Origin of the sequence: Streptomyces sp. NBC_00247 (assembly GCF_036188265.1) — a bacterium.
Lineage (GTDB): Bacteria > Actinomycetota > Actinomycetes > Streptomycetales > Streptomycetaceae > Streptomyces.
In genome coordinates, this window is record NZ_CP108093.1 from 142,914 (window position 1) to 155,862 (window position 12,949).

At 70.6% G+C, this 12,949-nt stretch carries 8 protein-coding genes and 1 pseudogene; 3 read left to right on the top strand and 6 right to left on the bottom strand.

The features are described from left to right. Nucleotides 1–75: 75 nt before the first annotated feature. The 3 genes and pseudogenes from OHT52_RS31410 to OHT52_RS00535 all read left to right on the top strand — a co-directional run. Nucleotides 76–1,695: pseudogene (locus OHT52_RS31410) on the top strand (condensation domain-containing protein); the annotation flags it as partial. Beyond that, nucleotides 1,692–5,723, top strand: coding sequence for an amino acid adenylation domain-containing protein (locus OHT52_RS00530; protein WP_328718073.1), 4,032 nt, complete (start codon nt 1,692–1,694; stop codon nt 5,721–5,723). The pseudogene OHT52_RS31410 and the gene OHT52_RS00530, both read left to right, overlap by 4 nt. 283 nt (nt 5,724–6,006) lie before the next feature. Beyond that, nucleotides 6,007–6,258: a hypothetical protein gene (locus OHT52_RS00535; protein ID WP_328718074.1), complete on the top strand. Its 252-nt coding sequence runs from the start codon at nt 6,007–6,009 to the stop codon at nt 6,256–6,258. 227 nt (nt 6,259–6,485) lie between these two features. Here the strand turns inward: OHT52_RS00535 and sbnB are convergent, their stop codons facing one another. From sbnB to OHT52_RS00565, 6 genes are all read right to left on the bottom strand, one after another. Continuing rightward, complete coding sequence (sbnB, locus tag OHT52_RS00540) at nt 6,486–7,493, bottom strand: 2,3-diaminopropionate biosynthesis protein SbnB (RefSeq protein WP_328718075.1); 1,008 nt, start codon at nt 7,491–7,493, stop codon at nt 6,486–6,488. A 51-nt stretch (nt 7,494–7,544) separates the two neighbouring features. Continuing rightward, complete coding sequence (gene sbnA / locus OHT52_RS00545) at nt 7,545–8,492, bottom strand: 2,3-diaminopropionate biosynthesis protein SbnA (RefSeq protein WP_328718076.1); 948 nt, start codon at nt 8,490–8,492, stop codon at nt 7,545–7,547. After that, a complete protein-coding gene (locus OHT52_RS00550; RefSeq protein WP_328718077.1) occupies nt 8,489–9,715 on the bottom strand; it encodes a glutamate synthase-related protein in 1,227 nt (408 codons plus the stop codon). The genes sbnA and OHT52_RS00550 overlap by 4 nt, the downstream gene beginning before the upstream one ends. Next, complete coding sequence (locus OHT52_RS00555) at nt 9,712–10,728, bottom strand: asparagine synthetase A (protein WP_328718078.1); 1,017 nt, start codon at nt 10,726–10,728, stop codon at nt 9,712–9,714. Before OHT52_RS00555 ends, OHT52_RS00550 begins: the two co-directional genes overlap by 4 nt. 72 nt (nt 10,729–10,800) lie before the next feature. Further along, on the bottom strand, nt 10,801–12,108 hold the full coding sequence (locus OHT52_RS00560; RefSeq protein ID WP_328718079.1) for a methylaspartate mutase: 1,308 nt from the start codon (nt 12,106–12,108) through the stop codon (nt 10,801–10,803). Beyond that, nucleotides 12,095–12,565 (bottom strand): cobalamin B12-binding domain-containing protein, encoded by a 471-nt coding sequence (locus OHT52_RS00565; protein ID WP_328718080.1) that lies wholly within the window; start codon nt 12,563–12,565, stop codon nt 12,095–12,097. The genes OHT52_RS00560 and OHT52_RS00565 overlap by 14 nt, the downstream gene beginning before the upstream one ends. Nucleotides 12,566–12,949: the final 384 nt, after the last annotated feature.

Consider the following 12,949-nt stretch of genomic DNA (forward strand, 5'->3'; position numbering starts at 1 on the left):
CCCGACCACCACCGCCCCGACCTCGACGCCACCTACGTGGCCCCGCGCACCGACACCGAACGCACCCTGGCATCGGTGTGGGGCGACATCCTCGGCATCGAGACCGTAGGCATCCACGACAACTTCTTCGAGCTCGGCGGCGACTCGATCATCAGCATCCAAATGATCGCCAGAGCACAGAAGTTCGGCCTTCGCCTCACTCCGCGCATGATCTTCAAGCACCAGACCGTCGCGGAGATCGCGGCCCACGCCGGCACGACGGCCGTGGTCGACGCGGAGCAGGGCCGGGTGGTGGGCGACGTACCCCTGACGCCGATCCAGCACTGGTTCTTCGAGAAGGAGCTACCGGCCTTCGACCACTTCAACCAGGCCGAACTGCTGGCCACCGACGCCTTGGACCCGGACGTCCTGCGGCATGCGCTGGGCGACCTGATCGAGCACCACGACGCACTGCGGCTTCGGTGCGAGAACGGAGAGGACGGCTGGCGGCAGTACCTGGACGAGTCGGTGGACGCCGGCATCCTCGACGTCCACGACCTGTCCGACGTCGCCGACGACGCCCTCGCCTCCGTATCGCTGGGTATCGCGGAAGAGACGCAGCAAGGTCTCGACCTGGCAAAGGGACCGCTCGTGCGGTGCGCCCTTCTGGAGCTGGGGGCGTCACGGGGGCAGCGGTTGCTCGTCGCCGTGCACCACCTGGCGGTCGACGGGGTCTCCTGGCGAATCCTCCTGGAGGACTTGGGCAGTTGCTACGAGCAGCGCGCCGTCGGTCAGGCACCCAGCCTCCCCGCGAAGACGACGTCCTTCCGCGCCTGGGCCGAAAAGCTGCGCGGCTTCGCGGAGTCGGACGCGGCGCGCGCCGAGTTCGCGTACTGGGCCGAGGCGAAGCCCGGCGGGCGGGTTCCCCGTGACCGGCAGGGGCGCAACGACCTCGGCTCGGCGTCCACCGTGGCGGCGACCCTCACCTCCGACGAGACCCGCGCCCTGCTGCGGGACGTGCCCCGCGCCTTCCGTACGCAGATCAACGACGCGCTGCTCACCGCCCTTGCCCACGCGCTGCGGGACTGGACCGGCGAGGACGAGGCGTTGATCGGGCTGGAGGGGCACGGCCGCGAGGACCTGTTCCCCGACGTGGACCTGTCGCGCACGGTCGGGTGGTTCACCTCCGTGTTCCCCGTCGCGCTGCGGCTGGCACCGGGCGCCGGGCCGACCGCCTCGCTCGACTCCGTCAAGGAGCAGCTGGAACGCATCCCGAACAGGGGTGTCGGTTACGGCATTCTGCGTCACCTCGGGGCGCCGGACATGGCGTCCGTCCTGGGGCAGCAGCCAGTCCCCGAGATCAACTTCAACTACCTGGGGCAGTTCACCCGGGATCTTCCGGGCATCGGCCGGTACGCCCCCGCCGACGAGCCCAAGGGCCACTCGATCAGCCCCGAAGGCATGCGGTGGAACGTCATCGACGTGACCGCGGCCGTCGAGGGCGACACGTTCGGGCTGTACGTCGGCTACTCCTCGGCGCTGCACGACCGGCGGACCGTCGAGCGGCTGGCCGACGGAGTCATGGGCCACCTGCGCACTCTGATCGCCGGCAGCGCCGAAGGCGCCGCCGATGCCCGCCGGACCACCCCCGCCGTCCCACTCACCGATGTCGGCGAAACCGACATGGCCGCGATCCTGAAGAGGTTCTCGATATGAGCACGCACAACGTGGAAGACGTCTACGGGCTCTCGCCCCTCCAGTTCGGGATGCTGTACCACTCGCTGGAGGACACGTCCGACACCCGCCCCTACATGGTGCAGATGACGGAAGAGGTCGAAGGCCCCTTCGACGAGGTGCTGTTCGGTCAGGCCTGGCAGCAACTCGTCGACCGGCACACGATTCTGCGCAGCGCCTTCGTCTGGGAGGGTGTGTCGGAGCCGGTGCAGGTGGTGCAGCGGCAGGCTCCCGTACCGTTCGCCGTACGGGACTTGCGCGGCCTGCCCGACCAGGACCAGCGGTTGGACGCCTTCCTGGCGGAGGACTGGGAGCGCGGGTTCGACCTGTCCAGGGCCCCGCTGGTGCGGGTGACCGTGCTGCGCGCCGCGGAGGAACGGCGTTTCGTCGTCTGGTCGTTCCATCACATCCTGATGGACGGCTGGAGCGTGCAGATCCTCCAGAAGGAGCTGTTCGCCCTCTACCGCGGTCTGCTCGACGGTGCCCCCGCAGTGCTGCCGCCCACCGTTCCGTACCGCCGCTACATCGAGTGGCTCAACGCCCAACAGGGTGATTCGTCATCGGAGTTCTGGACGGAGTATCTGGCGGGCATCACCGAGCCCACCGACCTGCACGTGGACCGGGACACCGGGGACGCGGGTGTGGGTGAGTTCGAGGTGCACGCCTCCGCCGACCTGTTCTCCCGGGCCCGCGACTACGCCAGGTCCCAGCGGATCACCATGAACACTCTGGTGCAGGGGCTGTGGTCGATCCTGCTGTCCCGCTACAGCCGCCGCGACGAGGTGCTGTTCGGATCGACCATCTCGGGGCGCTCGATCGCGTTGCCGGGCGTGGACTCGATGATGGGGTTGTTCATCAACACGCTCCCGGTGCGCGGCCGGCTCTCGGGTGAGCTGGAGGTCGCGGGCTGGCTGCGGGACCTCCAGGACGAGCAGTTGGAGATGCGGCAGTGGGAGTACTGCCACCTCGTCGACGTACAGAAGAACAGCTCCATCGCACGCGGGGAGCCACTGTTCCGGTCCATCCTGGTCTTCGAGAACTACCCGGTGGTGCAGAAGGCCTCCGACTTCCCCGAGGGACTGACCCGGCGCCTGGTCAACTGCGTGGAACGCACCGGCTATCCGCTCACCCTGGTCGCATCGGCGGGGCACACCCTGGAATTCCGGTTCGTGTACGACAGGAGCCGGTTCGGCGCGGCGACGGTCGAACGGATGGCCGGCCATCTGCACACCCTGCTGGAGTCCGTCGTAGCGGCTCCCGGAGCCCGCATCGCGGAGCTGAACATGCTGACCGCGCGGGAGCGTCAGGAGATCCTGGTCGACTGGAACGGGACCACCGGCCCCTACCCCGACACCGCCACCATCCACCAACTCGTCGAAGACCGCGTCACCACCAGCCCCGACGCCATCGCCCTCACCCACGGCACCACGCAATGGACCTACGCCCAGCTCAACCAGAAAGCCAACCGACTCGCCCACCACCTGCGCACCACCGGCATCACCCCCGACACCCTCATCGCCGTCTGCCTCGACCGCTCCCCCGAACTCATCGCCACCCTCCTCGGCATCCTCAAAGCCGGCGCCGCCTTCGTCCCCCTCGACCCCGACTACCCCACCGACCGCATCACCTACATGATCAACGACGCCAACGCCCCCCTCATCATCACCACCACCCACCACACCCACCGACTCCCCACCACCACACCCCTCCTCCTCACCGACACCCACTGGCCCGACGGACCCGACACCAACCCCCACCCACACGCCACCCCCGACGACCTCGCCTACATCATCTACACCTCAGGCTCCACCGGCCGCCCCAAAGGCGTCGCCCTCGAACACCGCGGCGTCGTCAACTACCTCCACTGGTGCGACCAGAACTACCCCGTCACCCACCCCCACGGAATCGGCACCATCCTCTACTCCTCCATCACCTTCGACCTCACCATCACCGCCCTCTTCCTCCCCCTCATCCAAGGCACCCAACTCCACATCCCCACACCCCAACCCGACCAGACCGCCTTCGACGCCGCCATCGAACTCATCCTCACCAACACCCCCATCAGCTTCCTCAAAGCCACCCCCTCCCACCTCGAAATCCTCGCCGCCCACCTCACCACCCAAAACACCCACCACCACATCACCACCATCGTCGCCGGCGGCGAAAACCTCACCCCCCAACTCGTCACCCAACTCCTCGACCACAGCACCACCCACACCACCATCAGCAACGAATACGGCGCCACCGAAGGCTCCGTCGCCAACGTCATGAGCCTCACCACCACCCCCGACCCCAACGGACACACCACCACCCTCGGCCAACCCATCACCAACACCACCACCTACGTCCTCGACCACCACAACCAACCCGCCCCCATCGGCATCCCCGGACACGCCCTCCTCGGCGGCATCTGCCTCGCCCGCAACTACCACAACCGACCCGACCTCACCACCCAACGCTTCACCCCCAACCCCCTCCACACCCCCACCAACCCCACCACCACCGGAAAACACACCCCGGACAGCCCCCGCACCTACCACACCGGCGACCTCGTCACCTGGCGCCCCGACGGCACCCTCGAATTCATCGGCCGCATCGACAACCAAATCAAACTCCGCGGCTACCGCATCGAACTCGGCGAAATCGAAAACGCACTCCACACCCACCCCCACATCCACACCACCACCGTCACCACCCACGAAGACACCCCCGGCAACAAACGCCTCACCGCATACATCGTCACCAACACACCCATCGACAACGACGCCCTGCGCACCCACCTCCGACAGCAACTCCCCGACTACATGATCCCGACCACCTTCATCACCCTCCCCGAACTCCCCCTCACCCCCAACGGCAAAGTCGACACCAAAGCCCTCCCCGCACCCGACCACCACCGCCCCGACCTCGCCAACGCCTACACCGCCCCCCGCACCGACACCGAACGCACCCTGGCGGCGATCTGGGCGGACGTGCTCGGCGTCCACACCATCGGCGTGCACGACAACTTCTTCACGCTCGGAGGCCAGTCGATCAGCGCGGTGAGAGTGGCCTCGCGGGTCCGGGAGGCCGGACTGCACATCGCGCTGCAACAGATCACGCGGCATCCGACGGTCGCCGGTCTGGCAGCCGTGCTGGACGCCCCAAAGACCATGCCGGAGTCGGGGCCGGCGTCCGGCGGGCTGGTCGTCCCGCTGTCGCGCACGGTCGACCCCGCTCTCCCCGTGCTGTTCTGCGTGCACCCCGGCGGCGGGAGCACACATCCGTACCGGGCACTCGCTCACCGTCTGGCCGGGGTGTTCACCGTCTACGGTGTCCAGGCGCCGGGGCTGAACGCGGGCGAATCGCCGCTCGTCGGCTTCGAGGCCGTCGCCGACCGCTATTGGCGGGAGATCCGCGAGGTGCAGCCGGAGGGACCCTGCACGATCCTCGGGTGGTCGACCGGCGCGGTGATCGCGCACGCGATGGGGGAACGCGACCCGCGGGCGGTGGCCCGCCTGCTCCTCCTGGAGCCGGCGGTGACCGGGGACGACCAGCGGGACCGGTTCCAGCGGCACGCGGAGGTGTACCGCAGGGTGAACGCGCTGTGGCAGCACGGCCAGGACCGGACCGGGTCCCGGCGTGACGCCGTGGAGCGGGAGATGAAGCGGCTGGCCCCGGAGATGAACATCGAGGAGTCCGCGATCACGCTCGACCAGTGGTTGCCCTACGCGGTACTGGAGGCCGAGGTGCGCTCGCTCGCCGCCTACCGGCCCGGGGGCTCGGTCGCCCCGGCGACCCTGTTCGTCAGCGACACCGTGCGCGACGGCAGCGGGGACGAGGTACCGCAGGCGCGGTACGTCGCGCACTGGAGCGAGCTCTACCCGATGGGCCTGGACATCCGTGCGATGCCGGGGCGCCACATGGAGATGGTCAAGGGCGACGAGCAGCTGTCCGTGCTGCTCGCTGCGGTACGGGAGAGCGTGACGGGCAGCACCGACCGTGCGGCGGAGGCCCTGTTGCCGGCCTGACGGATGCCGTGCGCCGCCGAAGCCGCCCTCCGCTCCCGCGGAGGGCGGCTTCCGTCGATCGGGGCCGGCAGGGCCGCCGCCCGCGCGGCACGGTGCGGCCGGCCGGGGGCCGACGCGAGGGCGCGCGGCCGGGGGGCGTCGTCACGTTCCCCCTCATGCTCGCCCTCGTAGCCGGGAAGTCCGCGGTGCAGGGCGTCCCACCGCCGAACCGCCGTGACGCGCACCGTACTTGTCCTCGGCCTGAGCGGAGTTTCCGACGGAGCACCAGGGGCAGTCGACCGGCATGGACGGAATCGAAGAAGTTGTGGAGACCCGGGGCAACCTTCACCACGTGGTGCTGGCGGCGGACACCAACGGTGACGGCAAGCCCGACGTATGGATGACGGACACCACGGGAGACGGCACGGCGGATCTGTACCAGTTCGACACCACGGGTGACGGCGAGGTCGACGTCACCATGGTCGAGCGCGCGGAGACGGCCGGCGCGGACCGTGTCGTGGTCGAGGGCGACGGCGGTCACCCCGTGGACGACTGAGCGCGCGTTCGCACTCCACGTACCCCCGTACGGGCACAGGCGCGTGCGTACCCGTCGGCGCTCATCGGCCGACCGCCGACGGCACCTCCCGCGGGCGGGGGGACGGGCGTCCGTACGCTGCACGCGGGCGGTGCCGTCCACGCCGAAACGCCCCGGTCCGGGGTTCCCTCCGAATCCTTCGGAGGGAACCCCGGACCGGGGCGAGCCGTCACCGCGCGAAGTTCAGGTCACCAGCGGGTCAACTCGGTGAAGAAGTGCGGCACTTCGGTGGCCCGTCCACTCTCCAGGGCGGTCCGGTAGATGTGGTTGCCGACCGCCAGGTCCAGGACGCCGAGGCCGAACGGGGAGAAGACGGTGGGGCGGTCACGGTCGAGGGTGACCTTGCCACGCAGGACGTCGGCGAGCGTGCCGTCGATGAAGTCGCGGGTGCCGTACTCCGTCTCGGTGAGGTGGGGTGAGGTCTGTGCGGTCAGACAGTGGTCCACGTCGTCGACGACGTTGTGGCACTTGATCATGACCGTGGGGTGGATGTCGCGCAGGGACAGGTTCAGGATGAGCTGGTCCGGAAGCAGGGTCTGGCCGTCCGCCAGCCAGGGCGCCGGCGCGGTGGTGGCGAGGACCACCAGGTCCGCGGTGGCCAGGGCGGCGTCGATCTGGGTGACGGCTCTGGCCTGCCAGCCGTGGGTGCCCGACACGTGGTCGGCGAACTTCTCGGCATACGCGTCCACGTGGTCGTGGACGAGGCACTCGCGGACGTTGAGCCCGCGGGCGGCGAGGAAGTCGGAGACCGTGCGGCCGATGATTCCGGCGCCGACGAAGAGCACCGTGCGCGGCGCGTCGTCGGGGGCCAGGGTCTCCACGGCGAGGGCCGCGGAGGCCGCCGTACGGGCGGCGCTGATGCGGGAGGCCTCCAGGCAGGCGAACGGGTACCCGGTCTCCGCGTCGTTGAGCAGCAGGACGGCGGAGGCACGGGGCAGGTTCCGCCGCACGTTCTCCGGGTAGCTGGCGATCCACTTCAGGCCGGAGACCGGTGCCTCGCCACCGAGGTGGGCGGGGAGGGCGATGATGCGGGCGCCGGGGTTGTCGGGGAAGCGCAGGAAGTAGCTGTTGGGGTTCACGGTCGCGCCGCGACTGTGCTGGAGGTACGTGTCTCGCACGATGTCCAGGATCTCGGACGGCGCGGAGGTGATGACGTCCTCGGCGACGACGCCGTCGATCACGTGAAAAGTCGACATCGGTAGGTCCCTTTCGCGGGTTGCGGAGGAGGTGCGGGCACGGAGCGGTGGTCAGGCGAGGACGCCGAGGTGTTCTCCCACCCACGCGTCGTTGTAGACGGTGCCGAGGTAGCGCTCGCCGAGGTCGGGCGAGATCGCGGCGATGCGGGCGCCGACCGGGAACGCGTCGGCGTACTGGCGGATCGCGGCCAGGACGGAGCCGGTGGACCCGCCGACGAGGAGGCCGTGGCTGCGGGCGAGCAGCCGGCACTCGCGGACCGCGTCCTCCTCCGCGACGAGCACGACGTCGTCGGCGAGGCCGGGTTCGAGCAGCTCGGGGATGCGGCTGGCGCCCAGACCGGGGATGCGGCGAGGGCCGGGCGGCGCCCCGAAGATGATGGAGCCGAGGGCGTCGACGGCCACGATCCGGGTGCCGGGGGAGAACTCCCGCAGGTACCGGGAACAGCCGACGAACGTGCCGGTGGAGCCGGCGCCGACGAACAGGTAGTCGATGTGCTGGAGCTCCTTGAGCAGGGTGCGCGCGGTCTGCTCGTAGTGGGCGCGGGGATTGGCCGGGTTGGCGTACTGGTTGAGCCACACCATGGCGGGGTCGGCGTCCACGCGACGCCGGATGTGGGCGATGCGGGACTGGAGGAAGCCGCCGTTGGCGTCGACGGTGTCCACGACGACGACCTCGGCTCCGAGGGCACGCATGTGGTCGATGCTGGTGGCATTGGTGTTGGGGTCGACCACGCAGGTGAACGGGTACCCCTTGGTGGCGCAGATGGAGCTGAGGGCGATGCCGAGGTTCCCGGAGGACGATTCGATGACGCGGGCACCGGGGGTGAGGACGCCCCGGTGCTCGGCGTCCTCCACCAGGCTGAGTGCCGTCTTGAGCTTGACGGAGCCGGCCGGGTTGAGGCCTTCGATCTTCAGGAAGACGTCGGCGCCCGGTGCCATCCGGGTCAGGCGGACGAAGAGGTCGTCGGTGACGAGCTCGTACGTGTGCTCGTAGATCATGACTCGGGCCTCCACAGGTCCTCGGGTCCGGTCTCGTGCGCGGTGTACCTGCCGAGGGAGCTGACGGCCATGCGCATCTCCAGGGCCATGGCGTCCAGCAGCCGTTCGAGTCCTCGTTCGGGGTCCTCGTCGGTGGCGATCAGGGCGGCACGGCCGAGACCGACCGCGTGGGCCCCGAGGGCGAGCAGCTTGACGGCGCGGATGCCGTCCCAGACGCGTCCGCTGGCGAGCAGGGTCCGGCCGGCCGGCTCCACGCGCCGCAGGCACTCGGCCAGCGGCAGTCCGACGTGGCCGAGGAAGCCGGTGGGAGCCCAGCCGGTGCCGCCCTCGGCCCCGTCGACGGTGACGGCGTGGGCGCCCGCTTCCCACGCGATGTCGGCGGCCCTGCCGACGTCCCGGCCGGGGAAGAGCTTCACCCAGCAGCGGGCGCGAGGGTAGTTGTTGCGCATGAGCTGGATCTGACGCCGGAAGATCTCCTCGGTGAAGGTGCCCGGGCTGGAGCAGCGCAGGACCTCTCCGCCGTCGGGGGCGAGGCGTTCGACGGCGTACTGCCCGTCGAGGTCCGCGGCGACCGCCTCGCTGATCATGGTGAGACCGCCGAGTCCGGGCTTGGCGCCCTGGCCGACCTTCATCTCGAAGCCGAGGCGGCCCGAGGCGAGGAGTCCAAAGACGGCGGGGTCGCTGTAGACGTGGTTCCAGACCTCGGAGTCGGCGTCCTCGGTGCTCTGCTGGACGCAGACTCCTCCGACGCCGTCCGGCAGTTCCTCGCAGTAGGCGTGGATGCGCTCCAGGAGCCCTTTGCGGTGGTCGTCACCGCTGCTGCGGAAGCCGTTCATCGGAGCGACGTTCTCTCCGACGACCATGGGGATGCCGAGGCGTCCGGCCTGCCGGCTGAGGGCGAGGCTGGTACCGGCGACGCGGGTGGAGCCGAGGGCCGACACGTAGACGGGTACGGGGGCGTCGAAGCCGCCGAGCGCGGTGGCGAGGCGGACGTCCGAGTAGAGGGGCTCACGGCCGAGTTCGATGAGTTCGGCGAGGCGGCCGGGCATGAAGACGGGCGGGGCCAGGCGCAGGGCGTCGATCTCGTCGCCCCGTTCGCCGGGGGCCGCGCCGAAGACCGCGGTGCCGTAGGTGTCGAGGGGCGGGAAGGCCGCGGCGGCTCCGTCGCGGGCCCGGGCGCGGATGGCGTCCTCGGGCAGTCCTGGTGCGGTCAGGTACGTCACGGGGACACGACCCCCGCGAGCTTCGGGAAGGCCGTGGCCTGCCAGACGGAGTCAAGGCCGGCGACCCAGCGGGTGAGGCGTTCCAAGCCGATACCGAAGCCGGCGCTGCGAGGGATGCCGTGGCGGGCGACGTCGAGGTACCAGGCGTACTTGGAGGGGTTCTCGCCGGTCTCGCGCATCCGGGTGACCAGGGTGGCGTACTCGTTCTCGCGCTCGCTCCCGCTGCACAGCTCGCCGCAGGACTCGGGTGCGATCAGGTCGAAGTTGAGCAGGGTGCCGGGCTCGGCGGGGCTCTCCTTGTCGTAGAAGCCTCGGGAGCCCTTGGGGTAACCGACGATGAAGAACGGGGCGTCGGCTTGGCGGGATATGCGTTCCTCGGCCTCCCACTCGATCTCCGTACCGGCGGCCTGCGGATATCCGTCGGCGCGCAGACGGTCGACGACCTCGCCGTGCGGGACGCGGGCGAACGGCTCGGCGACGAACCGGCGCAGGGTGTCGGGGTCGCGGCCCAGCACGGCGAGTTCGGCACCGCATTCGTCGGCGACGGTGGTGACGGCGTGGCGGACGAGTCCCTCGGCGATGTCCATGGCGTCGTCGCGGGTGGCGCCCGCGTACTCGACGTCGATCTGCCGGAACTCGGAGAGGTGGCGGTGGGTCGAGCTCGTCTCCAGGGGTTCCAGGCGGACGTTGGGCGCGACGAGGAAGATGCGGTCGTACGCCAGCAGGGACGCCTGCTTGTAGAGGATGGCGCTGGTCATCAGCTTGTAGCGGTGGCCGTAGTAGTCGACGTCGACCTGCTTGGCGCCGCGCGAGCCGGGGTCGGTGACGGGACCGATGATCGGGTGGGCCATCTCCACCGCGTCGTCGGCGCGCAGGTAGGCGCGGGCACCCGCGACCAGGGCCTGCTGGACGCGCAGAGCCGCCCGGGTGCGAGGGTCGCGCAGGTGTTCCAGCGGCGAGGGCAGGACGGGAGCGGCGGCGAATGCCGGGGGGAGGTCGATCTGGAGTGTCATGTCGGTCCTTGTCCGGTCGACGTACGGTTCACCGGCCCGAAAGGGCTGCGGCGAGGGCGATGTGACGGCTGATCAACTTGCCTGCGGGAGCGGGACGGCGGGTGTGTCGTAGCGGGTCTTGACGTGGTGGAGCGCGTGCATCAGCTCCGACGAGGTCAGTCGGCGCGAGTGGTGCACGACGGCGGCGGGCCCCAGCGGCAGCGACCCGGTGCGGGACCATTCCAGGCGGCCCCGCTCGGAGACGACGCTGCGGGTACGGCCGGCGTTGTCGGGGTGCGGGCAGAAGGGAACGTCGAGGTAGCCGCGGGCGAAGGCCCGGATCAACGCCTGCCCGAGGTCGTCGTGCAGGCCGAGGACGGCTTCCACGAGGGCACGGGCCTCGGCCTCGATGCCGGTGGACGGGGGCGGGGCGGTGCGGTGCGCGGTACGCGCGACGGCGGCGGCCGTCTCCAGCGCCGTGACGTTCTCGGCGATCGACGGGATGCGGGCGGCCTCGGCGGCCGTCTTGACGATGAGGCGGGAGGCTCCGGTGCGCACGGCGAGTCGGGCCGCGTCCGCGACGAGGGCCGCCGCACCGTGCCTGGTCTCCGGGTAGACGCCCATGTAGGCGTAGACGACCACGTGCCACGAGGTGTCGGGGAGGTGGTCGGCGGCCAGGGCGCGCAGGGCGTGGACGGCTTCCTCGTCCTGCTCCGCGCTGGTCTGCTGGGCGTAGCTGAGGGAGATGCTGCGCAGCCCGCACTGCCGGAAGAACATCCCTTCCAGTACGGAGAGGGCGATGAGCAGCGAGGGCGGGCAGAGCTGGCCGAGCATGCAGCCGCCGAAACTCTCCAGGTGCGGTTCGACGCCGGTGGCCCGGAGTCCCGCGAGGGTGCGGCACGCCTCGCGCCACGCCTTCACGGAGGTGGCCAGCGGGGTGCGGCCGTACGGCAGGCAGTAGGAGACGGGGCCGCCTTCGGTGGCGTCGAGGCCGGCGCCGATCAGCGCTTCGACTATCCGGCCGGGCTGCGCGGACCCGTGCCGCACCTGCACGGGGAACGCCTCGCCGCGGACGCCGTCGAGCATGCCGGTGGTGGTGGCGACGGGCATGCTCACGAGCGGGTAGCCATTGAGCGGGTGGCCCTGCTCCGCGGCGCGGGCGGCGGCGGCGTAGTCACCGACCCGGGTGAAGCTGTCGAGGGTGAGGGTGCCGACCGTGGTGGCGGCGGCGCCGCGGGTGGCGATCAGGCCGGCCCGCATGCGGTCGGGGTCCGCGAAGCCCATGCGGGGCTGGACGACGAGCGTGCCGGAACGTGCGGCGTCGTCCATGAAGCGGTGGAAGGCGCCCCCGGGCGCCGGGCCCGGCGTCACTCCGTCTGCGGCGGACTCAGTGGACAGCATCGGCGTAGGCCCTTCCGCTCCCGTGCTGGGCCAGGGAATCGAGCAACGCCAGCAGGCCCGGTACGGCGTTCGGTCCGATGAGGACGGCGTCGAATCCGGCCTCGATGAACTCGGAACGGTCCTCCGGGGTGGTGCCCCCTTCGGTGTCGAGCTTGCCGCCGATGACGAGCGGTACCCGCGCCAGGGCGGGTTCGGCGCGCACCGCGCGAGCCAGGGCGGGTGCTTCTTCGGCGCCGTGGCCGTTGACGGTGCTCACGACGATGAGACCGGGAGGCCTGGCGGCCGACTCGGTGACCAGGGTCTCGACGGGGACGCAGGCACCGAGGTTGGTGACCTCCCACCCCTGTTCCTCCAGCAGGAGCTGGAGGAACAGCAGGTTCCAGGTGTGCGAGTCCGAGGGGATGGTGCTCAGGACCGCGTGGGGCGGGCTCTGCGGGGACTGGCTACGCAGGTGCACGACCGGCTTTCCTCTCCGTGGGGGACCGCGATCGCTGCGATCGGGCCGTCGGCCCGCGCGCCGGCTCGGTACGGCCTCCCTCTGCCCGAAAGCGTCGACGCCCGGCGTACGTCGGGCGGTCTGTCGGGGAGAGGGCGCCGGGGAGCAGGAGGTCGGCGGGTGACGTCGTCCATCGTGGCCAGCCCTGATCGGTCGCGGCACTGGGCACTTGTGACCAGCCGACAGGGCGTCACTTGTGCCCACTGGGGGCGCCCGCCCACGCGTCCTAGCGTGCTCACCGCGGGCGTCCCTCCGGTGCCGGTGGCCGCACTGCCGGCCCCGGAGCGCCGCGACCGCTCGCGCGGCGAGTGCTCGGACGCTCGCAACCGCTGACAACGTGCTGAC

Excerpts from the sequence above, each read along its gene's own strand:
- OHT52_RS00530 (WP_328718073.1), top strand. The coding sequence starts at position 1,692 with ATGAGCACGCACAACGTGGAAGACGTCTACGGGCTCTCGCCCCTCCAG.
- OHT52_RS00535 (WP_328718074.1), top strand. The coding sequence starts at position 6,007 with ATGGACGGAATCGAAGAAGTTGTGGAGACCCGGGGCAACCTTCACCAC.
- sbnB (WP_328718075.1), bottom strand. The coding sequence starts at position 7,493 with ATGTCGACTTTTCACGTGATCGACGGCGTCGTCGCCGAGGACGTCATC.
- sbnA (WP_328718076.1), bottom strand. The coding sequence starts at position 8,492 with ATGATCTACGAGCACACGTACGAGCTCGTCACCGACGACCTCTTCGTC.
- OHT52_RS00555 (WP_328718078.1), bottom strand. The coding sequence starts at position 10,728 with ATGACACTCCAGATCGACCTCCCCCCGGCATTCGCCGCCGCTCCCGTC.
- OHT52_RS00560 (WP_328718079.1), bottom strand. The coding sequence starts at position 12,108 with ATGCTGTCCACTGAGTCCGCCGCAGACGGAGTGACGCCGGGCCCGGCG.